Raw genomic sequence first — 22,583 nt, 5'->3', positions numbered from 1 at the left:
GGCCACCTACACGGTCAGGGCTTCGGCCACTCGATGAGCAGGAGGCCCTGCTTGGTGTCGGCCAGCTTCACCCACCCGTCCCCGAAGAGGTAGGTCATGCCATAGCCGTCGTCGTCCGTCGCGATGCGGGTGTCGGGGCTCTCGGTGACGTACACGCCCTCGGGGGCCTGCTCGCGGATCCAGCCCTGGCTGATCAGCTCGGCCTGCGCCGGCTCGGCTTCATCCGACGAGACCTGCGCCCATCCGAACATCTGACCGTGGTCGCCCGCGGGTCCGTCGAAGTCCGCCCACACGCACTGCAGCCCGTCCACGACCTCGAGGCTGCCGATGTAGAAGGGCTCCGCCTGCGATGTCCAGCCGAGGCTCTCGAAGTCGGCGACGACGGAAGGACCGATGAGCGTCTCGCACGTCGGATCGCCGGTCGACGCCGGTTCCGCGGTCGGCGTCGGCGTCGGCTCTGATTCAGGAGCCGTGGGAGCCGGCGCCGCCTGGGTGTGTTGCGGCTCGGCCTGCGGAGACCCGGAGCACGCGGTCAGGAGCGCGGCCGTCAGCATGACGAAGGCGACAGCGCCGGCGCGGAAGCGGAGAGCGGGCATCGGGGAACTCCGGGAAGGTCGGGGGAGGGAGACGGAGGTCAAGCGGAGTGGAGCAGGCGAAGGTACGAGTCATGCAGCACCCTGTTCGTGGCCAGGGAGGAGCGCTCCGACAGCGAGTCTCGGCCCTCGAACGAGGTGAAGCGCCCGCCGGCCTCCGTCACGATCGGAACGAGCGCGGCGATGTCGTACTCCTTCACATCGAATTCGGCCACCAGTTCGAGGCGCCCTTCGGCCAGAAGCATGTACGGCCACGCGTCGCCATAGCCGCGATCACGCCAGACCGCCGCGGTGAGTCGCTCGAGCGCGTCGAGTCTTCCGGCATCCCGCCACTGCCCGATGCTCTGGAAGCTCACGCTCGAGTCCTCGATCCTGTCGATCGCCGAGACGGCGAGACGGCGCGGTGAGCCCGACGGTGTGTCAGTCCATGCGCCCAGACCGGTCGCGGCCCACCAGCGACGGCCGATCGCCGGCTGACTGGCGACGCCGACACGGGGAACGCCGTCGATCGCCAGGGCGATCAGGGTCGTCCACATCGGGATGCCCTTGAGGTAGTTCGCTGTGCCGTCGATCGGGTCGATGATCCACTGGCGGCGGGAGTCGCCGGTCACGCCGTACTCCTCGCCGAAGACGCCGTCGCCCGGGCGCTCGACCTCCAGCAGAGCGCGGATCGCGCGCTCGGTCGCCAGGTCCGCCTCGGTGACGTGCGTCGCGTCGGCCTTGGTGCGCACGTCCAGGTCGGCCGCGTCGAAGCGCGCCATGGAGGCCGCGTCGGCCGCATCGGCCAAGCGGAGCGCGAAGTCGAGGTCGTCCCGCAGATCCCCGTCGAACGGCGCGTCGAAAGGCGTCACGGGGGCGGGGGAGGTCACGCGCTCCAGGATAACCGCCGCGGGCGGGCTCGATTTCCGGTGGAGCAATCGTGATGCTAATGTTGACCCTCGGTTCGCCTCGTCGCAGACCATGCGCCTCTAGCTCAATCGGCAGAGCAACTGACTCTTAATCAGTGGGTTCAGGGTTCAAGTCCCTGGGGGCGCACCATCCGGGAAGGCCCCCTCCGCGTCCGTGCGAGGGGGCCTTCGCCGTCACCGGCGTCCGAGCCGTCACGCGCGGATCAGGCGCGCACGCTCGCCGACCGACGACAGCACCGGGCTGTCGTCGGCATCGGTGACGACGCCGGCGACGGCATCGAGCGGGAGTACGAGGAACGGCGAGGCCGCCCCGATCTTCTCCGAACTGGCCAGCACGAACGTCTCGGCGCTGCGCTCGGCGAAGGTGCGCTTGACGACGGCCTCGTCGTAGTCGCCGGTGGTCAGGCCGAACTCGGCGCTCACCCCCGTGACGCCCATCAGGAAGAGATCGGCGTTGATGCCCATGGCCGACTCGACGGCTGCGGCTCCCGAGGCCACCACGGAGTGGCGGAGGATGCGTCCTCCGATGAGCACCGCTTCGATGCGGGGCTTCGCGAGAATCTCCACGGCGACCGTCGGACTGTGCGTGACGACCGTGGCCACGAGGTCGTCCGGCAGCGCACGCGCGACACGAAGCGCCGTCGTGCCGCCGTCGAGCACGAAGGTCATGCCCGGCTGGATCAGCCTGGCAGCGGCTGCGGCGACGCGCGCCTTGCCGTCGATGTTCAGCGTGGTCCGCTCGTCGTACGTCGCCTGCGCAGCCGGCAGGGGGAGCGCGCCGCCGTAGACGCGCCGGCACAGCCCCGCAGCGGCCAGCTCTCGCAGATCTCGACGGATCGTGTCCTCCGAGACGCCCAGCGTGCGCGCGGCATCTTTGGCGACGACCTTTCCTTCCCGGGTGAGCGTCGCAAGCAGCGCTTCCTTCCGCTCGGCGCTCAGCGCCCGTTCCTGTTCTTGCACACCATGAGCATACATCGTGTGCTAACGTGCAGAACCATGCAGAAACCGATGTTGATTCTCATCGCCGGCCCCTACCGGTCCGGCACCGACGACGACCGCGATCGGATGGCGGCGAACCTGCGGCGGCTCGAGGAGGCCGCCTGGCCGATCTTCGAGCGCGGGCACATCCCGATGATCGGCGAGTGGGTGGCCCTGCCGGTCCTCGAGAGCGCGGGGCACGACGTGCTCGACCCCTTCGCAGAGAGGGTCATGTATCCCACTGCGGAGCGGCTGCTGCAGCACTGCGACGCGGTGCTGCGCCTGCCGGGAGCGTCGCGGGGCGCCGACCAGGATGTCGCCCTCGCGCGCGAGCGGGGCATCCCGGTGTACACCTCGATCGACGAGGTGCCGTCCTTCCAGGTCGCCTGAGCGCGGTCGCCGTCGTCCGAACAACGTGCAAGAACGTGCAGTCGCTCCCGGGTCGTCCGGGAGCGACTGCGCGTGCGCGGGACGGCATCGCGGTCGGAGTACCGCGGGCTCACGGGGCTCGTGCGCCGACTTGACCGCGAGCTGCCCGGTGTCTAGATTGCGAATACCTGAATCGGATCTCAGGTCCGTCTGCCGAGAGGCACCCATCACCTTCCAATGGCGAAAGGCACGCACATGCGGGTTACGAAGAAGTTGCTCCTGGGCTCTGTGGCCGTCACGGCCGCTCTCGCGCTGGCGGCCTGCGCGCCGACGACGACACCGGGCGGCGAGTCCACCGAGGGCGAGGGACCGGCTGAGGTCACCGTCGGGGTGGTCACGAGCGAGTCCGGCCCGCTGGCCGGCTACGGCAAGCAGTACCTCGACGCCTTCAAGGTCGGTCTGGACTACGCCACCGACGGGACGGGCGAGGTCGACGGCACCGCCATCGCCGTGGAGTACCGCGACGATGCGGGAGACCCGGACAAGGCGGTGACGGCCGCAAAGGAGCTCATCGGCGAGGGCGTCAACATCATCGCGGGCACCGCCTCTTCGGGCGTCGCGCTGGCCCTGGCCGAGCAGGCGGAGCAGAACAAGGTGCTCTACATCTCCGGCCCCGCCGCCGCCGACGCGATCACCGGCATCAACGACTACACGTTCCGCTCCGGCCGCCAGAGCGCACAGGATGTCGCCACGGCGGGAACGTTCCTCGACGACATCGAGGGCAAGACGGTCACCGTCTTCGCGCAGGACAACGCGTTCGGTCAAGGCAACGTGGCCGCCGTCGAGGCCATCCTGGGCGGTCAGGGAGCCACGGTGAACTCCGTGCTGGTCGCGGAGGACGTCACCGAGTTCACGCCGTTCGCGCAGCAGGTGCTGGCGGGCGCTCCGGACCTCGTGTTCGTCGCGTGGGCAGGGGCGACGTCCGGCGCGATGTGGCAGGCGATGAGCCAGCAGGGCGTGCTCGACGAGATCCCCGTGGTGACCGGTCTCGGCGACGCCGCGACGTTCGGTGCCTACGGCGAGGCCTCGGAGAAGATCAACTTCCTGAACCACTACTTCCCGGCCGCCCCCGACAACGAGATCAACACCGAGATGGTGGAGGCGATCGAGGCGGCCGGGGGCACGCCCGACCTGTTCAGCCCGGACGGGTTCAACGCCGCGGTCATGATCGTCCACGCGATCAGGGAGGGCAAGGGCGACGTCGATGCGATGGTGTCGGCGCTGGAGGGCTTCGAGTTCGAGGGACCCAAGGGAACGATGACGGTGCGCGAGAGCGACCACGCCCTGCTGCAGGAGATGTACCAGGTCCGCCTCGTCGCCGACGGCGGCACGTTCGTGCCGGAGCTCGTCGACACCGTCGCACCCGACGCGGTCGCGCCGGCCGAGACCGAGTGAACCGGAGCTTCCGCCGACGATGAGCACCACTGTCCCGTCCACCCCCGCAGCGGAGACCGCGGGTCGCGGCGCCCGACTGCAGGTCGAGTCGCTCGGCCTGCAGATCGGGGGAGCGACCATTCTGAAGGATGTCGCGCTCGATGTCGCCGCCGGCTCCCTCGTCGGCGTCATCGGACCCAACGGCGCCGGCAAGACGACGCTGTTCAACGCGGTGTCCGGTCTCGTCCGGCCCACCGCCGGACGGGTCCTGCTGGACGGCCACGACATCACGACGGCGTCGGTCCCCGCCCGGGCACGGGCGGGACTGGGGCGCACCTTCCAGACCTCGAGCCTCTTCCCGCAGCTGTCGGTGCTCGAGAACGCGCGCCTGGCCGCGCAGGTGGCGCTCGGCGGCTCCGGATCGCTGCTGCGCTTCCCTCGGAGGACGGATGCCGCGACAGAGCTGGCGATCGCCAAACTCGAGGCCGTCGGCCTCGGCCACAAGCTCGAGGCCGCTGCCGGCGACATCTCACACGGAGACAAGCGCAAACTCGAGATCGCGGTGCTGCTGGCCACCGAGGCGCGCATCGTGCTGCTCGACGAGCCCATGGCGGGTGTCGCGTCCGGCGACGTCGCGGGGCTGGTGGAGAACATCCGCGACATGCAGCGCGAGAAGGGCTGCACCGTCCTCATGGTCGAGCACCACATCGACGTGCTCATGGGCCTGGTCGAGAAGGTCGCGGTGATGTACTTCGGAAGCATCATCGCGTACGACACGCCGCAGCGGATCATGGACGATCCGCTCGTGCAGAGCGCGTACCTCGGGACGGCGGCAGCATGAGCACCGGCGAACCCATCCTCACCGTCCGAGGCCTGCGCTGCACCATCGGCGGACAGCAGGTGGTCGAAGACGTCTCCTTAGACGTCCCGGCGACCGGCATCACCGCGGTGCTCGGCCGCAACGGCGTGGGCAAGACGTCGACGCTTCGCGGCATCCTCGGACTCATCCACCGCCGTGGTGAGGTGAGACTCGCGGGCGAGCGCATCGACGGCCTGCCCACGCACCGCATCGTGCGGCGCGGCGTCGGCTACGTTCCCGAGGACCGGGAGGTGTTCGCCAAGCTCACCGTCGCCGAGAACCTCGCGCTCGCGGAGCGGCAGAAGGCACCGCGACGAGACTTCGTCGCCCAGCTCTTCCCCGACCTCGTCGAGCGGCGCGACCAGCAGGCCGGAACCCTCTCGGGCGGTCAGCAGCAGATGGTGTCGGTGGCGCGCGCGCTGATCAACGACAACCGCCTCCTCCTGGTCGACGAGCCGACGAAGGGTCTGGCGCCGAAGATCGTCAGCGAGGTCGCCGGCGCCCTCCAGGAGGCGTCGAAGACCGTGCCGATGCTCCTGGTGGAGCAGAACCTCGAGGTCGTGCGGCGTCTCGCCGACGACGCCATCGTGATCGCCGGCGGCCGGGTGGTCCACACCGGCAAGGCCCGCGACATCCTCGACGATGAGGACCTCACCCGACGGCTCCTCGGCGTCCACACGGAGGCGGCCGCATGAGCTCGCTCGTCCTCACTCTCATCACCGGCGTGGGCCTCGGCGCGCTGTACTTCCTCGTCGCCAGCGGTCTGAGCCTGATCTACGGCCTCATGCACGTGCTGAACTTCGCCCACGGCGCGTTCCTCACTCTCAGCGCCTTCACGGGCTGGCTCGTCGCGCAGGCGCTCGGCACGGACTCATGGGGCTCGTTCTCGGTGTCCCTCCTCGTGGGGGCGGCGGTCGGTGCCGCCTTCGCCACCCTCACCGAGCTCGTCCTCATCCGTCCGCTGTACGAGCGGCACATCGAGCAGGTGCTGGTCACCGTCGGTCTGTCCTTCGCCGCCGTCGCCCTCTTCGAGGGCATCTGGGGCACCGACCCGATCCACATCGCCGGGCCCGGGTGGCTGCGGCAGACGACGGAGGTGCTGGGCGCCCGGATTCCGAACACCTACTGGGTGCTCATGATCGCCGCCCTGCTCGTCCTGGTCGCACTGGTGCTGTTCCTCCAGAAGACGCGCTACGGGATGATCATCCGCGCCGGGGTCGAGAACCGCTCGATGGTCACGGCGCTCGGCATCGACGTGCGGCGCTCCTTCACGCTGGTGTTCGCGATCGGCGGCGCCGCGGCCGGCATCGGCGGTGTGCTCGCGATGCACTACTCGACCTTCGTCTCGGCGCACCTGGGCCAGACGCTGCTGATCTTCGCGTTCATCGTCACGGTGGTCGGCGGGCTCGGCTCGCTCACCGGCGCCGCGGTCGCCTCGGTGCTCGTCGCGGTCCTGCAGCAGTTCGCCAACTTCTATCTGGGCGGAACCGGTGACTTCATCGTCGTGATCCTGCTCGCGCTGGTGCTGCTGGTGCGGCCGAGCGGACTTCTGGGGAGGAAGGCATGACCGCCGCGTCCGCGTCGCAGCGCGTGAGCCTGCGTCATCACGTGCCCGCCCTGATGGGCGCGGCCCTCGTGGTCTTCATGGCGGTGCTGCCGCTGCTGAACCTGTCGCTCCCGGGGATCCTTCCGACACCGACCTACATGCCGGGCACGCTGGCGCTGCTGTCGCTGTGCATGGTGTTCGCCGCCCTCGCTCTGTCGTACAACCTGCTCCTGGGATCAGGCGGGATGCTGTCGTTCGGGCACGCGCTGTACTTCGGCGCCGGCGCGTACGGGCTCGGAATCGCGCTCGAGCACTTCGGCGTGCCGCTGTGGCCCGGCGTGTTCATCGCGCTGGTGGGCGGGATGGTCATCGCCCTGGTGACAGGCGCGGTGTCGATGCGCGTGTCCGGCATCCCGTTCGCCATGGTCACGCTCGCGTTCGCGCAAGCCGGCTCGGTGCTTGTGCGACGCAATTCGCAGGTGACAGGTGGCGAGGAGGGTCTGAGTCTGAACACCGCCCAGGTGCCGGACTTCCTCGTGGGCGTGGTCAACACGCGCAACCTCTACTGGTTCGCGCTGGCCGTCCTCGTCGTCGTCTACCTCGTCGTGCTGTGGGTCGACACGTCGCGCCTGGGGCATCTCGCTCGGGCGACCCGTGAGAACGAGCAGCGCGTGCGCGTCCTCGGCCTGTCGCCGTACCGGGTGCGGCTGGTCGTCTTCGTCATCGCCGCGATCCTCGCGAGCCTCGCGGGCGTGGCGTACATGCTGCTGCAGTCCGGCACGGTGCCGCGCGCGGTGTCGGCCGACCTCACCATCACGGTCCTGGTCATGGTGGTGCTCGGTGGTGTGGGGTTCCGCTGGGGTGCGATCGTCGGCGGCGTGCTCTACACGCTGCTCGACCAGCGCCTGACGGTCCTCGCCGGATCCGAGATGATCGCGGGCCTCCCCGATGTGCTGCGGGTGCCGCTCTCCGAGCCGCTGTTCCTGTTCGGTGTGCTGTTCATCCTCGTGGTGATGTTCCTTCCCGGCGGGATCGCCGGCACCATCGATGCCGCTCGACGACGTCGCCGCGGAGAGAAGGCGCGCGGACTGCTGCAGCAGATCGACGACGCCGACGAGCCCGCAGAGACCCCCGCGGAGCTGCGCGCATGACGTGGGACATGGCGCTCGCCCCCGACATCGAGGACGGTCCGCACACGATCGGCCGGTGGCTCGTCGACCGGGCCGCCCGGACGCCGCAGCTGACCGCCATCGACGACCGCGGCGTCCGGACGGACTACGCCACGCTCGCCGGACGCGCGACCGAGCTGGCGGAGAAGCTCCGGCGCGCCGCCTACGGTCCCGGCGACCGCATCGGCACGGTCTCAGGCAACTCCACCGATCATGTCGTGGCCTTCTTCGCATGCGCGCTCGCCGGCGTGGCCTTCATGCCGCTGTCGTGGCGCCTCACGCCGCGCGAGCTCGCCGATCTGCTGTCGCGATCGGCCCCGGCCCTGGTGCTGATCGAGGACGAGCACGCGTCACTCGCCGGCGAGGCCCTGCGGGCCGTCGCCGCGGAGGACCGGATGCCTGCCGTCGCGGTGCTGGGGACGACCGGCATCGAGGCATCCGTTCCCGCCGCACGGCGGCCGCGCGAGCGCCGTCCGGTCCGCGACGACGATCCGCTCCTGGTGATCTTCACGTCGGGCAGCGAGGCCGCCCCGAAAGGCGTCGTCCTGACGCACGCGAACTGCTTCTGGACGAACCTCGCCCTCGCGCAGGCCCTCCCGCTCACCGCGGAGGACGTGGTGCTGGCGATGCTTCCGCAGTTCCATGTCGCGGCGTGGAACTGCCAGCCGCTGCTGGCCTGGTGGGTGGGAGCCACCGTGGTGCTCGAGCGGTCGTTCCATCCCTCTCGCGTGCTCCGGCTGATCGAGGACCGGCGCGTGACGGCGATGATGGGCGTGCCGACGCAGTACAGCATGCTGGCGGGCGACCGGGACTGGGCCGCCACCGACATCTCCTCGCTGCGCCTGGCCCTGGTCGGCGGTGCCACCATGCCGTCCTCGCTGCAGGAGGAGTGGACCAGGCGGGGCGTCCCGCTCACCCAGGGCTACGGTCTCACCGAGGCGGCGCCCAACGTGCTCCATCAGCCCGCAGGCGAAGCAGAGCGTGCGTCCGGGGCGGTCGGCCGGCCCTACCCCTACGTGTCGGTGCGCGTGGTGGACCCCGAGACAGGCCTCACGCTCGAAGGTGAAGCGGTCGGGGAGCTGTGGGTCAAGGGCCCGAGCGTCTTCGCCGGGTATCTCGACGACGACCACGCCACCGCCCGGGCCATGAGCGGCGAGTGGCTGCGCACCGGCGACGTCGTGTCGCGCGACGCCGACGGCGTCTTCCGCATCGTCGACCGGCTCAAGGACATCTTCATCTCCGGCGGAGAGAACGTCGCGCCCGCGGAGGTCGAGCACGCCCTCTGCCTGCATCCGCTGATCGAGGCGGCCGCCGTGGTGGGCGTCTCCGACCCGGTGTGGGGCGAGCGCGGCTTCGCCTTCGTCGTCCCGGCGCCGCACGCCGCGCTCTCGAGCGACGAGGTGCTCGCGCACGCGCGCCGCAATCTCGCCGCGTTCAAGGTCCCGGTCCGGGTCGAGTTCGTCGATGCGCTGCCGCGCTCGACGATCGAGAAGATCGCTCGCGCGCGTCTGCGCGCGCGAGCGCGCGAGATGATGGCGGAAGGCGCCACCGCGGCGCGCGGCGCGTCGACGAAGGAGGTGCCGCGATGAGTCTTCCCCACGAGCTCGTCGAAGACGGAGAGGGGCTGGTGTCGCCGGCGACAGGGCGGCCGCTGACCAAGCGCGGCGAGGCGACGAGGCGACGCCTGCTCGAGGCGGCGGAAGCGGTCTTCGCGGAGCAGGGATACCACGAAGCCTCCATCGTGAAGATCACAGAGCGGGCCGGCATCGGCCTGGGAACGTTCTACCTGTACTTCGACAGCAAGCAGTCGATCTTCGAGGCGCTCGTCATCGACCTCAACCGCCGCGTGCGGCACTCGATGTCCGAGGCCATGGCCGGCGCCTCCTCGCGTCTGGAGGCCGAGCGCGCCGGCTTCTCCGGGTTCTTCCGCTTCACCGCGGAGCACCCGGCGCTGTACCGCGTCGTGCGCGAGGCCGAGTTCGTCTCGCCGGAGGTGCTGCGACTGCACTACACCCGCATCGTCGAGGGATACGAAGCGGGACTGCGAGCCGCGCAACAGGCCGGCGATGTCGATCGCGCACTGGATCCCGAGACCACGGCCTGGGCGCTGATGGGCATGGGCGAGCTCATCGGCATGCGCTTCCTGCTGTGGGAACGCGGAGCGGACGGCCGTCCACCCGCCGAGCTCGACCCGCGCGTCCTCGCGGGGATGGCCCGGCTCATCGACAACGCCCTCGCGCCCCGTCGCGACGCGGGCACTCGGAAGGAGCAGGAATGACCGATCGGGACCTCGCCGGCAAGCGCGCACTCGTCACGGGCGGCGCGAGCGGGATCGGGCTGGCCTGCGCGCACGAGTTCGCCGGTCGTGGGGCGCACGTGGTGGTCGCGGACCTCAACGGCGACGCGGCTTCCGCGGCCGCGGAAGCCGTCGGCGGCGAAGCCTGGGTCGTCGACCTGTCCGACACCTCGGCCCTCGACGACCTGACGCTCGATGTCGACATCCTCGTCAACAACGCCGGCATCCAGCGGGTGAGCCCGATCACGGAATACGACCCCGACACCTTCCGGCTGCTGCTGCGCCTCATGCTCGAATCCCCGTTCCTTCTCATCCGTGCCGCGCTGCCGACGATGTACGAGCGAGGGTGGGGGCGCATCGTCAACATCTCCAGCGCGCATGGACTGCGTGCGAGCGCCTTCAAGTCCGCGTACGTCTCGGCCAAGCACGGTCTCGAGGGACTCTCGAAGGTCACCGCGCTGGAGGGAGCGCCCCACGGGGTGACGAGCAACTGCATCAATCCGGCGTACGTGCGCACGCCCCTGGTCGAGAAGCAGATCGCCGACCAGGCCGCCGTCCACGGCATCCCGGAGGACGAAGTCGTCGAGAAGATCATGCTCACCGAGACGGCCATCAAGCGTCTGGTGGAGGCCGACGAGGTCGCCTCGCTCGCCGGCTGGCTCGTCTCCGACAAGGCCGGCATGGTCACGGGCGCGTCGTACACGATGGACGGCGGATGGACGGCGCGGTGACCCGGACGCACAGCTATTCCACCGTCGGCGTGCCCGTCGACGGCGGCGATCTCCGGGTCGCCGTCTGGGAGCCCGACCCTCCCGCCGTCGCCGCGCAGGACGTCCTGCTGATCCACGGTGTCACCTCGTCGCACCTCGCGTGGCCCCTCGTCGTCGAGCGCCTGCCGGGGGTGCGGGCGATCGCTCCGGATCTCCGGGGACGCGGCGCGAGCAACGGCCTCCGGGGCTCTGCGGGCATGCGTGCGCATGCGGCCGATCTCGCCGCTGCCCTCGACGCCCTCGGCGTCGAGCAGGCGCTCGTCGTCGGCCACTCGATGGGCGCGTTCGTCGCCGTCGTGTTCGCGCACCTGTACCCGGAGCGCGTCTCGCGGCTCGTCCTGATCGACGGCGGCATGCCGCTGGATGTGCCTGCAGGACTGGACACCGACGCGCTCGTGGCGGGCGTGCTCGGGCCGACCGCCGCGCGGCTGTCGATGCGGTTCGCCGACGTGGGGGAGTACCTGGAGTTCTGGCGCCGCCACCCCGCCTTCCGGGACGCCTGGACGCCGGAGCTCGAGCGCTACCTCGAGTACGACCTCGTCGACGACGGCGAGGGGGCGCTGCGGCCGGCCACCAGCTACCAGACGACCGCGGAAGACACGGTCGACATGAACGCCGGGACCGTCCTGCCGGACGCCCTGACGCACCTGCGGCATCCCGTCCGGCTCGTGACGGCACCGCGGGGACTCCAGGACGAGCCGCCCGGCCTGTACGCGCCGGAGTACCTCGCGCGCGTCCTCTCGGCGCACCCCGGCATCGTCCATGAGCGCGTGGACGGATTCAATCACTACACGATCGTGATGAGCCCCGGTGGAGCGGGCGTGGTGGCGGAGGTGGTGCGCGCCGAGCTCGCCGCGGTCCCGACGGTCAGCGGCTCGCGGCGATCCGCGTCGTGAGCTGGTGCGCGTGCGCGAGCAGCGTGCGGCCCAGCTCCGGCAGCCGATCCGGCCCGAAACGGAACTGCACGCCCGTGAGGCTCAGCGCCCACTGCGGATGGCCTTCGCGCGTGAACACCGCGGCGCCCAGGCCCCAGCTGCCTTCGACGATCAGACCGGGGTTGACGGCGTAGCCTCGTTCCTTCGTCTCGCGCAGCCGCGCGCGCAGCCGGGACTCGGCGTGCGCACCGCCCCAGTCCTCGCCGAGCTCCGGGTGACGCTCCAGATACGCGTCCACATCGTGAGGTGGCAGGAACGCCAGGATGGCCAGCCCGGCGGAGGCGACGCCGAGCGGGAATCGGACGCCCTCGGACAGGACGAACGAGCGGATCGGGAAGCTGCCCTCCTCACGCAGCAGGCACACCGTCTCGTCGCCGCGCCGCACCGACAGGAACGCGCTCTCCTCGGTGCGCACCGCCAGTGAGCGCACGATGTCGCGCGCGATCGCCGTGACGTCGTACCGCGAGGCGGCGACCGTGCCCATGAGGTACAGCTCCGGCCCTGGCATCCAGCGGCCCGCGCGGTCGTCCTGATCGACGAGGCCCTCGTGGCGCAGAGCGGTGAGAAGGCGATGAGCGGTGGGCCGGGTGAGGTCGGACCGCCGCGCCAGCTCAGCGACCGTCATGCCGTCGGCGCCGGCCGACGTCACCAGGCGCAGCAGGTGCGCGGCGCGCGCGATCGACTGGGCGCCTGGGACCGTGCGACGCGTCGATCGGGCGGTGCTGTCCATATCGTGGACGCTACGGCACCGCCCTTCCAGATGGCAAGAGGGCGGATGCCTTCGCCAGGTGGAAGCGGCAGGATGGATTTGATCGGCAACGAAGGAGTGGCACGTGATCGACAAGACCTGGGCATCGGCGGCCGAGGCCGTCGCCGACATCCCCGACGGGGCGTCGCTGGCGGTCGGAGGGTTCGGGCTCTCGGGCAACCCCATCGCGCTCATCGAGGCGCTGCTGGCGCAGGGCACGAAAGACCTCAGCATCGTCAGCAACAACTGCGGGGTCGATGACTGGGGCCTGGGCATCCTGCTGAATGCCAAGCGCATCCGCAAGATGACGTCGTCGTATGTGGGTGAGAACAAGGAGTTCGAGCGTCAGTTCCTCTCGGGGGAGCTCGAGCTGGAGCTGACTCCCCAGGGCACGCTCGCCGAGAAGCTGCGTGCCGGAGGCGCCGGGATCGCCGCGTTCTACACGCAGACCGGCGTGGGCACCCAGGTGGCCGAGGGTGGACTGCCGCGGCGCTACGACGGAGCCGGCGGCGTCGCGGTCGCCTCGCCCGTGAAGGACGTGCGCACATTCGACGTCGACGGCACGGCACGGGACTACGTGCTCGAAGAGGCCATCGTCACCGACTTCGCCCTCGTGCACGCCCTCCGAGGCGACCGGCACGGCAACCTCGTCTTCAACAAGTCGGCGCGCAACTTCAACCCGCTCGCGGCGATGGCCGGGCGCGTCTGCATCGCACAGGTCGAGGAGCTGGTGGAGCCGGGCGAGCTCGACCCGGACGGCATCCATCTGCCCGGCATCTACGTGCACCGCATCGTGGAGGTGGGGCCCGACATCGAGAAGCGCATCGAGCGGCGCACCGTGTCCGCGTCTTCCCGCCCGACCGAAGGAGCCTGACATGGCACTGAGCCGCACCGAGATGGCCGCCCGCGCGGCACGCGAGCTGGCAGACGGCGCGTACGTGAATCTCGGCATCGGACTGCCGACGCTCGTGCCGAACCACGTGCCCGAGGGTGTCACCGTCGTGCTGCAGTCCGAGAACGGGATCCTCGGGGTCGGGCCCTACCCGACCGAGGAGCAGGTCGACCCCGATCTCATCAACGCCGGCAAGGAGACCGTGACCACTCTGCCGGGCGCGGCGTTCTTCGATTCCGCGACGAGCTTCGGGATGATCCGCGGCGGCAAGATCGATGCCGCCATCCTCGGCGCGATGCAGGTGTCGGCCGGCGGCGACCTCGCCAACTGGATGATCCCCGGCAAGATGGTCAAGGGTCCCGGGGGCGCGATGGATCTCGTGCACGGCGCGGGCAAGGTCATCGTCCTCATGGAGCACGTCGCCAAGGACGGCAGTCCCAAGATCGTGCGCGAGTGCTCGCTGCCGCTGACCGGGCGCGGGGTCGTCGACCGCATCATCACGGATCTCGCGGTGATCGACGTGACCGACAGCGGGCTCGAGCTCGTCGAGGTCGCGCCGGGCGTGTCGATCGATGACGTGATCGCCGCGACCGAGCCGGAGCTGCGCGTGGCCGACAGCGTCCACATCGTCCTGGACGAACTTAAGGTGGAGGCATGAACCACGACGACGTCGTCATCGTCGCCGCCGCGCGCACGCCGCAGGGGCGACTGAAGGGCCAGCTGGCGCCGCTGACCGCCGTCCAGCTCGGCAGCGCCGCGATCCGGGGCGCGCTCGAGAGGGGCGGCGTCCCCGCCGACGCCGTCGACGCGGTGCTCGTCGGCCAGGTGCTCCCGGCCGGCTCCGGCCAGAACCCCGCGCGGCAGGCGGCCGTGGGGGCGGGCATCCCGTGGAGCGTGCACTCCGGTTCGATCAACAAGGTGTGCCTGTCAGGGCTGACCGCCGTGATCGACGCCGCGCGCATGATCGCGTTCGGCGACGCGACCGTCGTGGTCGCGGCGGGTATGGAGTCGATGACCCGCGCGCCGCACCTGCTCACCGGCTCGCGGGAGGGCTGGTCGTACGGCTCGATCGAGGTGCTCGACCACATGGCGTACGACGGCCTCACCGACGCGTACGACCGCGAGAGCATGGGGGCGTCCACGGAGCGCCACAACGAGCGACTCGAGGTCACCCGCGAGGCGCAGGATGCCGTCGCCGCGCGCTCGCACCAACGCGCCGCGGCAGCGCAGCGGGACGGGCTCTTCGACGCCGAGATCGTGCCCGTCGAGATCCCGCAGCGCAAGGGCGATCCGGTCGTGGTCAGCAGGGACGAGGGCATCCGCCCCGACACCACCGTCGAGACCCTCGCCGGTCTGCGTCCCGCGTTCGCGCAAGGCGGGTCGATCACGGCGGGGAACTCCTCCCAGATCTCCGACGGCGCGTCGGCGGTGGTGCTCACGACCCGCGCCCATGCCGATGAGAACGGCTGGGAGGTGCTCGCGGTCGTGGGCGCCTCCGGTCAGGTGGCGGGCCCCGACAACTCCCTGCACTCCCAGCCCGCGCGGGCGATCGAGAAGGCGTGCGCCAAGCAGGGTCTCGCCCCTACGGATCTCGACATCGTCGAGCTCAACGAGGCCTTCGGCGCTGTCGTCGTGCGCTCGCAGGCGGAACTCGGCCTCTCGGACGATGTGGTCAACCCGCACGGCGGCGGGATCGCCCTCGGCCACCCCATCGGGGCATCGGGCAATCGCCTCGTCGTGCACGCCGTGCATGAGTTGGTCCGCCGTGGCGGCGGCACGGCCGCCGTCGCGCTGTGCGGCGGCGGCGGTCAGGGCGACGCGCTGATCCTCACACGGTGACCCGCACGGCGGCGGTGCGCGGCGCGGGGTATGGTGGCGCACCATGACGACCATCACCCGGGTCACCCCCGCCGACCGCGGCGACTGGGACGAGCTGTGGCGCGGCTACCTCGCCTTCTACAAGGCCACGGTGCCGCCCGAGGTCACCGAGGCGACGTTCGCGCGCGTCGTCGCCGACGAGGAGCTGCACGGCGCCCTCGCGCGCCTCGACGACGGACGGGCGATCGGCCTCGTGCACTGGCTCACACACTCCGCCACCTGGACCACCGGCGTCTACTGCTACCTCGAGGACCTGTTCGTCGACCGCTCCGCCCGCGGTGCAGGCGCCGGGCGTGCGCTGATCGAGCACGTGCGGTCCTGGGCGGAGAGGACCGGCGCCGCCAAGGTCTACTGGCTGACCGCCGACGACAACGCCCCCGCCCGCGCGCTGTACGACAGAGTCGCCCGGGCGACGGGCTTCGTGCACTACGAGATCACGCTGGATTAGCGGCGGCCCTCGACGCGGCGCTTGAGCAGCTTCTGCTCCCGGCCGTGGACGGGGGAGTCGTGCGCGATGAGCCCGCCGCGTGCTGCACGCCGCGTGTCGACGATCGCGCCGACGGCGAGGGCCAGCGAGATGGCCCAGCTCGCCCACGCCAGCGCTGTCCGCCACGTGAACGGCTCATGCTCGCGCAGCCCCCGCAGGAGCGTCACCCCACCCGTGATCGCGGTGAGCAGCCCGGTGCCGAAGAGGTACTTGCGCATACGCACACGCTAGCGCTGCGGCGTGTCGCCGGGGTGCCCTTGACATCGACGGCGGCGGACGTCAAGGGCAGGGGAGGGGCGGGAGGCCGCTGTTAGCCTGGGCTCACCTCGCCCCGCCAGCTCAGGAGACCGTGTGACCCAGGCCGAACTCGTCGTCGTCGCCAACCGCCTACCCGTCGACCGCGTCGTGGACGCCGACGGCGAGAACGGGTGGCGCCGGTCGCCCGGTGGACTGGTGACCGCCCTCGAACCCGTCATGCGACGCGCCGATGGCGCATGGGTGGGCTGGCCCGGGCAGGCCGACGTCGAGGTGGACCCGTTCGAGTTCGAAGGCACCTTCCTCGTTCCCGTCTCGCTCAGTGCCGACGAGGTCGAGAAGTACTACGAGGGCATGTCCAACGACACCTTCTGGCCGCTGTACCACGACGTGATCGCCGAGCCCCGGTACCGGCGGGTGTGGTGGGACACCTACGTCCGTGTCAACGAGCGCTTCGCGAAGGCCGCCGCCGAGGTGGCGGCCGAAGGCGCCATGGTGTGGGTGCAGGACTACCAGCTGCAGCTCGTGCCCCGCATGCTCCGAGAGGCGCGGCCGGATCTGACGATCGGGTACTTCCACCACATCCCCTTCCCCGCATACGGCCTCTACTCCCAGCTGCCGTGGCGTCGTCAGGTGCTCGAGGGCCTGCTCGGCGCCGACGTCATCGGCTTCCAGCGCGTCGCCGACGCCGGCAACTTCGCCCGGGCGGTGCGGCGACAGCTGCGCTACCCGACCAAGGCGTCCGGGATCACCGTCCCCGAACCGGACGGCACGACCCGCAACGCGCTCGCGAAGGCGTTCCCCATCTCGATCGACGCCTCGTCCTACATCGAGCTCGCACAGCGCGAGGACATCCGTGCGCGCGCGGCCGAGATCCGCGAGAGCCTCGGCAACCCGAAGAAGATCCTGCTGGGCGTTGACCGACTGGATTACACCAAGGGCATCCGCCATCGCCTCAAGGCGTTCGGCGAGCTGCTCGAGGACGGGCGCATCAACGTCGGCGACGTCACGCTCGTGCAGGTGGCCAGCCCCAGTCGTGAGCGCGTCGAGGCGTACGTGCAGCTGCGCGACGAGATCGAGCTGACGGTCGGGCGCATCAACGGCGACTTCGACACCATGGATCACACCGCGATCCGGTATCTGCATCAGGCGTATCCGCGCGAGGAGATGGTGGCGCTGTTCCTGGCGGCGGACGTCATGCTGGTGACGGCCCTGCGAGACGGCATGAACCTCGTCGCGAAGGAGTACGTCGCCTCGCGCATCGACAATCGCGGCGTGCTGGTGCTCAGCGAGTTCGCGGGCGCCGCCGACGAGCTGCCGAGTGCGATCCGCATCAACCCGCACGACATCGACGGCATGAAGGACGCCATCATGCGCGCCATCGAGATGCCTCCCTCGGAGCAGGGGCGGCGCATGCGGGCGCTGCGCCGCCGCGTGATGGAGTACGACGTCGCGCGGTGGTCCAAGTCCTTCCTCGACGCCCTCGACGACGCCAGGCGCCACAAGAGCGACACGCGGAACTCTGCGGAGGTCCACGCGTGATCGCGGGCGCCGCGGGCGACGTCGAAGCGGCGGTCGCGCGCATCGCGGCGGCCGACCGGCTCCTGGTGGCCCTCGACTTCGACGGCACGCTGTCGCCCCTCGAGGACGAGCCGATGGACGCCCGCATGCATCCGGCCGCTCGCGCCGCGGTGGAGGCACTGGCCGGGGCGCCCGCGACGGTCGTGGCGCTCGTGTCGGGGCGCAGCCTGGTCGACCTGCGGGTCATCGCCGAGCACGACGACGACTCCGCCGTGCTCCTGGCCGGCTCGCACGGCGCCGAGTACTGGATGCCGGGTGAGGGCGTGGTGCGTCATGGCGAGGACGACGCCGATGTCCGGCTGCGCGACGAGCTGCGGCACCGCGCCGAGCAGGCGACGGCGCATCTGGACGGCGTCTGGATCGAGCCGAAGACCTTCGGCTTCGGCGTCCACACGCGCCGGGCGACGCCCGCGCACGCGCACGAGGCGAACCGCATCGTCGACGCCCTCGTCGCCGCCGAAGCGCCCCGATGGCGGCGCCGCACCGGGCACAACATCGTCGAGTACGCGTTCCGTCACGAGGGCAAGGACTCCGCGGTCGCCGAGCTGCGCGCCAGGACGGATGCCTCCGCCGTGCTGTTCGCCGGCGACGACGTCACCGACGAGGACGCGCTGAAGAGCCTCGGCGGCGATGACCTCGGCGTGCATGTGGGGCCGGGGCCCACGGCCGCAGCGGTGAGCGTCCCCGACATCCCCGCGATGGCGGCGCTGCTGTCGCACCTCGCCGACGAACGGGTTCGCCGGCGGCACTAGCGGCGGCGCAAGAGGCACCCGCCGAGCGGGAATAGACTTCCAGAATGCCCCAGTCGTTCCCCGCACCCGACAGCGCCACGATCGATATCAAGCCCCGCAGCCGCGTCGTCACCGACGGCATCGAAGCCACGACGTCGCGCGGCATGCTTCGCGCGGTGGGCATGGGCGACGAGGACTGGGACAAGCCCCAGATCGGCATCGCGTCCAGCTGGAACGAGATCACGCCGTGCAACCTCAGCCTCGACCGGCTCGCGCAGGGCGCCAAGGAAGGGGTCCACGCCGGCGGCGGCTACCCGTTGCAGTTCGGCACCATCTCGGTGTCGGACGGCATCTCGATGGGCCATGAGGGCATGCACTTCTCGCTCGTCTCGCGCGAGGTCATCGCCGACTCCGTGGAGACGGTCATGATGGCCGAGCGCCTCGACGGCTCCGTCCTGCTGGCCGGCTGCGACAAGTCGATCCCGGGCATGCTGATGGCCTCGGCACGTCTGGACCTGTCGAGCGTCTTCCTCTACGCCGGCTCGATCGCCCCCGGGTGGGTCAAGCTGAGCGACGGCACCGAGAAGGACGTCACGATCATCGACTCGTTCGAGGCCGTGGGCGCCTGCCTCGCGGGCAAGATGAGCGAGGCCGACCTCAAGCGCATCGAATGCGCGATCGCCCCCGGTGAGGGCGCGTGCGGCGGCATGTACACCGCCAACACGATGGCCTCGGTGGCCGAGGCGCTCGGACTGAGCCTCCCGGGCTCGGCTGCCCCGCCGTCGGCCGACCGCCGTCGCGACTACTTCGCGCACCGCTCGGGCGAGGCTGTCGTGAACCTGCTCCGCCAGGGCATCACGACGCGGGACATCCTGACCAAGGAGGCGTTCGAGAACGCGATCGCCCTCGCGATGGCGCTGGGCGGCTCCACGAACGTCGTGCTGCACCTCCTCGCGATCGCCCGCGAGGCGGACGTCGACCTGAGCCTGCACGACTTCAACCGCATCGGCGACAAGGTGCCGCACGTGGCCGACATGAAGCCGTTCGGGAAGTACGTCATGAACGACGTCGACCGCCACGGCGGCATCCCGGTCATCATGAAGGCGATGCTCGACGAGGGTCTGCTGCACGGCGACGCCCTCACGGTCACCGGCAAGACCCTGGCCGAGAACCTCGCCGACCTCGATCCCGACCCGGTGGACGGCACCGTCATCCACAGCTTCGACGATCCGATCCACGCGACCGGCGGCATCACGATCCTGCACGGCTCGCTCGCTCCCGAGGGTGCGGTCGTGAAGACCGCCGGCTTCGACGCCGCCGTGTTCGAGGGACCGGCACGGGTGTTCGAGCGCGAGCGCGCGGCGATGGATGCGCTGGAGGCGGGGGAGATCAACCCCGGCGATGTGGTGGTCATCCGCTATGAGGGCCCCAAGGGCGGCCCGGGCATGCGCGAGATGCTCGCGATCACCGCCGCCATCAAGGGCGCTGGGCTCGGAAAAGATGTACTACTCTTGACGGACGGACGATTCTCAGGCGGCACAACCGGCCTGTGCATCGGCCACATAGCACCCGAAGCGGTGGACGCCGGTCCCATCGCCTTCGTGCGCGATGGTGATCTGATACGGGTCGATATCGCGGCTCGCTCCCTCGACCTACTCGTCGACGAGTCCGAGCTGAGCTCCCGCCGCTCTGGCTGGGAGCCCCTTCCTCCGCGCTATACCCGTGGCGTCCTTGCCAAGTACTCCCGTCTCGTGCGCTCCGCTGCGGAGGGCGCCACCACGGGTTGAGCTCGGCTTCCGACATCCCTCCGACCGATACATCGAGGATTCTCACCATGCCCGCCGAAACCGCCGCCGCGATCCCGCGGCCACCCGCTCGCACCGCCGCTGCGCCCGTGCTCACGGGCGCGCAGGCGGTCGTCCGCTCGCTCGATCTGCTCGGCGTCACCGACGTCTTCGGCATCCCGGGCGGAGCGATCATGCCGGTCTACGACCCGCTCCTGGACGACGAGGCCGTGCGGCACATCCTCGTGCGCCACGAGCAGGGCGCCGGGCACGCCGCCGAGGGGTACGCCGCGGCGACGGGCAAGATCGGCGTGGCCATCGCCACCAGCGGCCCGGGCGCCACGAACCTCGTCACCGCGATCGCCGACGCCTACATGGACTCGGTGCCCCTGGTGTGCATCACCGGGCAGGTGTTCAGCCACCTCATGGGCACCGACGCGTTCCAGGAAGCCGACATCGTCGGCATCACGATGCCGATCACCAAGCACTCCTTCCTCGTCAAGCGGGCCGAGGACATCCCCGGCGCGCTGGCGGCGGCGTTCGAGATCGCCGGCACCGGCCGCCCCGGCCCTGTGCTCGTGGACATCACCAAGGACGCGCAGCAGATGTCGGCGCCGTTCGTGTGGCCGCCCAAGGTCGATCTGCCCGGCTACCGGCCGGTGACCAAGGCGCACGGCAAGCAGATCCAGGCCGCGGCGCAGATGATCGCCGAGGCCAAGAAGCCGGTGCTCTACGTCGGCGGCGGTGTCATCCGCGCGCAGGCCGCGGACGAGCTGCGCACCTTCGCCGAGGCGACCAAGGCGCCCGTGGTGACCACGCTCATGGCCCGCGGTGCCTTCCCCGACTCGCACCCGCAGCACCTCGGGATGCCCGGCATGCACGGCACGGTGCCGGCCGTCCTGGCGCTGCAGGAATCCGACCTGATCGTCGCCCTCGGCGCCCGCTTCGACGACCGCGTCACAGGCAAGGCCGACGCGTTCGCGCCGCACGCGAAGGTCGTCCACGTCGACATCGATCCCGCCGAGATCTCCAAGATCCGCACCGCCGACGTGCCGATCGTGGGGGACCTCAAGGACGTGCTGGTCGACCTGGCGACCGCCTTCCGCGCGGCGGCCGACGGGACCGCACCGGACATCGACCAGTGGTGGTCCTACCTCGACGGGCTGCGCGACGAGTTCCCGCTCGGATATTCGCCGACGGAGGACGGCCTCCTCTCGCCGCAGCACGTCATCACCCGCATCGGCGAGCTGACGGGGCCCGAGGCGATCTACGCCGCCGGCGTCGGCCAGCACCAGATGTGGGCGGCGCAGTTCATCAAGTACGAGCGCCCCAACTCCTGGCTCAACTCCGGCGGCGCCGGCACGATGGGCTACGCCGTGCCCGCCGCGATGGGCGCCAAGGTGGCCGACCCCGACCGCGTCGTGTGGGCGATCGACGGCGACGGCTGCTTCCAGATGACCAACCAGGAGCTCGCCACCTGCGCGATCAACAACATCCCGATCAAGGTCGCGATCATCAACAACTCCTCGCTGGGCATGGTGCGCCAGTGGCAGACGCTGTTCCTGGGCGGACGTCACTCGAACACCGACCTGAACACCGGACACGACACCGTCCGCATCCCGGACTTCGTGAAGCTGGCCGAGGCGTACGGATGCCTCGCGCTGCGCGTCGAGAAGGAAGAGGACGTGGATGCCGCGATCCGTACGGCGCTGGCGACGAACGACCGCCCCGTCGTCATCGACTTCGTCGTGAGTGCTGACGCGATGGTGTGGCCCATGGTCCCGCAGGGCGTCAGCAACAGCTACGTGCAGTACGCCCGCGACCACGCCCCGTCGTTCGACAAGGAGGCCTGACAGATGTCGAGTCACGTGCTGAGCCTTCTGGTCGAGGACAAGCCGGGTCTGCTCACCCGGGTGGCCGGGCTGTTCGCCCGCCGCGGCTTCAACATCGAATCCCTCGCCGTGGGTGTGACCGAGGTGCCGGGCCTGTCCCGCATCACGGTCGTCGTGGATGTCGAGGAGCTGCCGCTGGAGCAGGTGACCAAGCAGCTGAACAAGCTCGTCAACGTCATTAAGATCGTCGAGCTCGACCCCACCGCGTCGGTGCAGCGCGAGCACATGCTCATCAAGGTGCGCGCCGACAACCAGACCCGCTCGAACGTACTCGAGGTGGTGAACCTCTTCCGCGCTCAGATCGTCGACTATGCAGCCGACGCCCTCGTGGTGGAGGTCACCGGCGACAAGGGGAAGGTCGAGGCGTTTCTGCGCGCGCTCGAGCCCTTCGGGATCAAGGAGCTCGCGCAGTCGGGCCTGCTGGCCATCGGGCGCGGCGGCAAGAGCATCACCGAGCGCGTGCTGCGCGGCTGACCCC

At 70.4% G+C, this 22,583-nt stretch carries 24 protein-coding genes and 1 tRNA gene; 20 read left to right on the top strand and 5 right to left on the bottom strand.

Going from position 1 to position 22,583, the window contains the following annotated elements; all coding sequences use genetic code 11:
- Positions 1-14: 14 nt before the first annotated feature.
- Both AC5RVZ_RS16860 and AC5RVZ_RS16855 read right to left on the bottom strand, forming a co-directional pair.
- Positions 15-596, bottom strand: a complete 582-nt coding sequence (locus AC5RVZ_RS16860) for a DUF3558 domain-containing protein (RefSeq protein ID WP_494066911.1) — start codon at positions 594-596, stop codon at positions 15-17.
- Positions 597-634: 38 nt separating this feature from the next.
- Positions 635-1,462 carry an inositol monophosphatase family protein gene (locus AC5RVZ_RS16855; RefSeq protein ID WP_494066910.1) on the bottom strand — a complete coding sequence of 276 codons (828 nt, stop codon included), beginning with the start codon at positions 1,460-1,462 and terminating at the stop codon, positions 635-637.
- A 93-nt stretch (positions 1,463-1,555) separates the two neighbouring features.
- Between AC5RVZ_RS16855 and AC5RVZ_RS16850 the strand changes: the two genes are divergently transcribed.
- Positions 1,556-1,631 (top strand) — tRNA-Lys (locus AC5RVZ_RS16850).
- 62 nt (positions 1,632-1,693) lie between these two features.
- On the opposite strand, the gene AC5RVZ_RS16845 is transcribed toward AC5RVZ_RS16850, so the two are convergent.
- A complete protein-coding gene (locus AC5RVZ_RS16845) occupies positions 1,694-2,461 on the bottom strand; it encodes a DeoR/GlpR family DNA-binding transcription regulator (protein WP_494066909.1) in 768 nt (255 codons plus the stop codon).
- 36 nt (positions 2,462-2,497) lie between these two features.
- Between AC5RVZ_RS16845 and AC5RVZ_RS16840 the strand changes: the two genes are divergently transcribed.
- The 10 genes from AC5RVZ_RS16840 to AC5RVZ_RS16795 all read left to right on the top strand — a co-directional run bounded on the left by AC5RVZ_RS16840 (position 2,498) and on the right by AC5RVZ_RS16795 (position 11,818).
- Positions 2,498-2,869, top strand: a complete 372-nt coding sequence (locus AC5RVZ_RS16840) for a DUF4406 domain-containing protein (RefSeq protein WP_494066908.1) — start codon at positions 2,498-2,500, stop codon at positions 2,867-2,869.
- Positions 2,870-3,103: 234 nt separating this feature from the next.
- Positions 3,104-4,303, top strand: coding sequence for a substrate-binding domain-containing protein (locus AC5RVZ_RS16835; RefSeq protein WP_494066907.1), 1,200 nt, complete (start codon positions 3,104-3,106; stop codon positions 4,301-4,303).
- Between the two features lie 19 nt (positions 4,304-4,322).
- Positions 4,323-5,123 (top strand): ABC transporter ATP-binding protein, encoded by an 801-nt coding sequence (locus AC5RVZ_RS16830; protein WP_494066906.1) that lies wholly within the window; start codon positions 4,323-4,325, stop codon positions 5,121-5,123.
- Positions 5,120-5,836, top strand: a complete 717-nt coding sequence (locus AC5RVZ_RS16825) for an ABC transporter ATP-binding protein (RefSeq protein WP_494066905.1) — start codon at positions 5,120-5,122, stop codon at positions 5,834-5,836. The genes AC5RVZ_RS16830 and AC5RVZ_RS16825 overlap by 4 nt, the downstream gene beginning before the upstream one ends.
- Positions 5,833-6,708, top strand: a complete 876-nt coding sequence (locus AC5RVZ_RS16820; RefSeq protein WP_494066904.1) for a branched-chain amino acid ABC transporter permease — start codon at positions 5,833-5,835, stop codon at positions 6,706-6,708. The genes AC5RVZ_RS16825 and AC5RVZ_RS16820 overlap by 4 nt, the downstream gene beginning before the upstream one ends.
- Positions 6,705-7,838 (top strand): branched-chain amino acid ABC transporter permease, encoded by a 1,134-nt coding sequence (locus AC5RVZ_RS16815; protein ID WP_494066903.1) that lies wholly within the window; start codon positions 6,705-6,707, stop codon positions 7,836-7,838. The genes AC5RVZ_RS16820 and AC5RVZ_RS16815 overlap by 4 nt, the downstream gene beginning before the upstream one ends.
- A complete protein-coding gene (locus tag AC5RVZ_RS16810; protein WP_494066902.1) occupies positions 7,835-9,445 on the top strand; it encodes a class I adenylate-forming enzyme family protein in 1,611 nt (536 codons plus the stop codon). Before AC5RVZ_RS16815 ends, AC5RVZ_RS16810 begins: the two co-directional genes overlap by 4 nt.
- The gene (locus AC5RVZ_RS16805; RefSeq protein ID WP_494066901.1) at positions 9,442-10,134 is read left to right on the top strand and encodes a TetR/AcrR family transcriptional regulator; all 693 of its coding nucleotides are present in this window, start codon (positions 9,442-9,444) and stop codon (positions 10,132-10,134) included. The genes AC5RVZ_RS16810 and AC5RVZ_RS16805 overlap by 4 nt, the downstream gene beginning before the upstream one ends.
- Positions 10,131-10,883 carry a 3-hydroxybutyrate dehydrogenase gene (locus AC5RVZ_RS16800; protein WP_494066900.1) on the top strand — a complete coding sequence of 251 codons (753 nt, stop codon included), beginning with the start codon at positions 10,131-10,133 and terminating at the stop codon, positions 10,881-10,883. Before AC5RVZ_RS16805 ends, AC5RVZ_RS16800 begins: the two co-directional genes overlap by 4 nt.
- On the top strand, positions 10,880-11,818 hold the full coding sequence (locus AC5RVZ_RS16795; RefSeq protein WP_494066899.1) for an alpha/beta hydrolase: 939 nt from the start codon (positions 10,880-10,882) through the stop codon (positions 11,816-11,818). Before AC5RVZ_RS16800 ends, AC5RVZ_RS16795 begins: the two co-directional genes overlap by 4 nt.
- Here AC5RVZ_RS16795 and AC5RVZ_RS16790 read toward each other — a convergent pair.
- Positions 11,790-12,587: an IclR family transcriptional regulator gene (locus tag AC5RVZ_RS16790; RefSeq protein ID WP_494066898.1), complete on the bottom strand. Its 798-nt coding sequence runs from the start codon at positions 12,585-12,587 to the stop codon at positions 11,790-11,792. The genes AC5RVZ_RS16795 and AC5RVZ_RS16790 overlap by 29 nt on opposite strands.
- 103 nt (positions 12,588-12,690) lie before the next feature.
- Between AC5RVZ_RS16790 and AC5RVZ_RS16785 the strand changes: the two genes are divergently transcribed.
- The 4 genes from AC5RVZ_RS16785 to AC5RVZ_RS16770 are packed head-to-tail and all read left to right on the top strand — an operon-like array spanning position 12,691 to position 15,823.
- Positions 12,691-13,479: a CoA transferase subunit A gene (locus tag AC5RVZ_RS16785; protein WP_494066897.1), complete on the top strand. Its 789-nt coding sequence runs from the start codon at positions 12,691-12,693 to the stop codon at positions 13,477-13,479.
- A 1-nt stretch (position 13,480) separates the two neighbouring features.
- Positions 13,481-14,155, top strand: coding sequence for a CoA transferase subunit B (locus tag AC5RVZ_RS16780; RefSeq protein ID WP_494066896.1), 675 nt, complete (start codon positions 13,481-13,483; stop codon positions 14,153-14,155).
- Positions 14,152-15,336 (top strand): acetyl-CoA C-acetyltransferase, encoded by a 1,185-nt coding sequence (locus AC5RVZ_RS16775; protein WP_494066895.1) that lies wholly within the window; start codon positions 14,152-14,154, stop codon positions 15,334-15,336. Before AC5RVZ_RS16780 ends, AC5RVZ_RS16775 begins: the two co-directional genes overlap by 4 nt.
- A gap of 43 nt (positions 15,337-15,379) precedes the next feature.
- Positions 15,380-15,823, top strand: coding sequence for a GNAT family N-acetyltransferase (locus AC5RVZ_RS16770; protein ID WP_494066894.1), 444 nt, complete (start codon positions 15,380-15,382; stop codon positions 15,821-15,823).
- Here the strand turns inward: AC5RVZ_RS16770 and AC5RVZ_RS16765 are convergent.
- A complete protein-coding gene (locus AC5RVZ_RS16765; protein ID WP_494066893.1) occupies positions 15,820-16,080 on the bottom strand; it encodes a hypothetical protein in 261 nt (86 codons plus the stop codon). The genes AC5RVZ_RS16770 and AC5RVZ_RS16765 overlap by 4 nt on opposite strands.
- 133 nt (positions 16,081-16,213) lie before the next feature.
- Here AC5RVZ_RS16765 and AC5RVZ_RS16760 point away from each other — a divergent pair, with 133 nt between their 5' ends.
- From AC5RVZ_RS16760 to ilvN, 5 genes are read left to right on the top strand one after another with little or no spacing between them, the layout of a single operon-like run.
- On the top strand, positions 16,214-17,659 hold the full coding sequence (locus AC5RVZ_RS16760; protein ID WP_494066892.1) for an alpha,alpha-trehalose-phosphate synthase (UDP-forming): 1,446 nt from the start codon (positions 16,214-16,216) through the stop codon (positions 17,657-17,659).
- Positions 17,656-18,450, top strand: coding sequence for a trehalose-phosphatase (gene otsB / locus AC5RVZ_RS16755; protein WP_494066891.1), 795 nt, complete (start codon positions 17,656-17,658; stop codon positions 18,448-18,450). Before AC5RVZ_RS16760 ends, otsB begins: the two co-directional genes overlap by 4 nt.
- A 44-nt stretch (positions 18,451-18,494) precedes the next feature.
- Positions 18,495-20,216, top strand: a complete 1,722-nt coding sequence (gene ilvD / locus AC5RVZ_RS16750; protein ID WP_494066890.1) for a dihydroxy-acid dehydratase — start codon at positions 18,495-18,497, stop codon at positions 20,214-20,216.
- Between the two features lie 47 nt (positions 20,217-20,263).
- Positions 20,264-22,066 carry an acetolactate synthase large subunit gene (locus AC5RVZ_RS16745; protein ID WP_494066889.1) on the top strand — a complete coding sequence of 601 codons (1,803 nt, stop codon included), beginning with the start codon at positions 20,264-20,266 and terminating at the stop codon, positions 22,064-22,066.
- A 3-nt stretch (positions 22,067-22,069) separates the two neighbouring features.
- The gene (gene ilvN / locus AC5RVZ_RS16740; protein ID WP_494066888.1) at positions 22,070-22,579 is read left to right on the top strand and encodes an acetolactate synthase small subunit; all 510 of its coding nucleotides are present in this window, start codon (positions 22,070-22,072) and stop codon (positions 22,577-22,579) included.
- The last annotated feature ends 4 nt before the right edge of the window (positions 22,580-22,583 follow it).

This window comes from Arthrobacter sp. Cza30, from assembly GCF_059090765.1.
The sequence above is the reverse complement of the archived record's forward strand: the minus strand, read 5'-3'. Positions and strand labels throughout refer to the sequence as shown.

Coding starts and splice junctions, on each gene's coding strand:
- AC5RVZ_RS16860 (WP_494066911.1), bottom strand. CDS start 596: ATGCCCGCTCTCCGCTTCCGCGCCGGCGCTGTCGCCTTCGTCATGCTG.
- AC5RVZ_RS16840 (WP_494066908.1), top strand. CDS start 2,498: ATGCAGAAACCGATGTTGATTCTCATCGCCGGCCCCTACCGGTCCGGC.
- AC5RVZ_RS16835 (WP_494066907.1), top strand. CDS start 3,104: ATGCGGGTTACGAAGAAGTTGCTCCTGGGCTCTGTGGCCGTCACGGCC.
- AC5RVZ_RS16830 (WP_494066906.1), top strand. CDS start 4,323: ATGAGCACCACTGTCCCGTCCACCCCCGCAGCGGAGACCGCGGGTCGC.
- AC5RVZ_RS16825 (WP_494066905.1), top strand. CDS start 5,120: ATGAGCACCGGCGAACCCATCCTCACCGTCCGAGGCCTGCGCTGCACC.
- AC5RVZ_RS16820 (WP_494066904.1), top strand. CDS start 5,833: ATGAGCTCGCTCGTCCTCACTCTCATCACCGGCGTGGGCCTCGGCGCG.
- AC5RVZ_RS16815 (WP_494066903.1), top strand. CDS start 6,705: ATGACCGCCGCGTCCGCGTCGCAGCGCGTGAGCCTGCGTCATCACGTG.
- AC5RVZ_RS16810 (WP_494066902.1), top strand. CDS start 7,835: ATGACGTGGGACATGGCGCTCGCCCCCGACATCGAGGACGGTCCGCAC.
- AC5RVZ_RS16805 (WP_494066901.1), top strand. CDS start 9,442: ATGAGTCTTCCCCACGAGCTCGTCGAAGACGGAGAGGGGCTGGTGTCG.
- AC5RVZ_RS16800 (WP_494066900.1), top strand. CDS start 10,131: ATGACCGATCGGGACCTCGCCGGCAAGCGCGCACTCGTCACGGGCGGC.
- AC5RVZ_RS16790 (WP_494066898.1), bottom strand. CDS start 12,587: ATGGACAGCACCGCCCGATCGACGCGTCGCACGGTCCCAGGCGCCCAG.
- AC5RVZ_RS16780 (WP_494066896.1), top strand. CDS start 13,481: ATGGCACTGAGCCGCACCGAGATGGCCGCCCGCGCGGCACGCGAGCTG.
- AC5RVZ_RS16775 (WP_494066895.1), top strand. CDS start 14,152: ATGAACCACGACGACGTCGTCATCGTCGCCGCCGCGCGCACGCCGCAG.
- AC5RVZ_RS16770 (WP_494066894.1), top strand. CDS start 15,380: ATGACGACCATCACCCGGGTCACCCCCGCCGACCGCGGCGACTGGGAC.
- AC5RVZ_RS16765 (WP_494066893.1), bottom strand. CDS start 16,080: ATGCGCAAGTACCTCTTCGGCACCGGGCTGCTCACCGCGATCACGGGT.
- ilvD (WP_494066890.1), top strand. CDS start 18,495: ATGCCCCAGTCGTTCCCCGCACCCGACAGCGCCACGATCGATATCAAG.
- AC5RVZ_RS16745 (WP_494066889.1), top strand. CDS start 20,264: ATGCCCGCCGAAACCGCCGCCGCGATCCCGCGGCCACCCGCTCGCACC.
- ilvN (WP_494066888.1), top strand. CDS start 22,070: ATGTCGAGTCACGTGCTGAGCCTTCTGGTCGAGGACAAGCCGGGTCTG.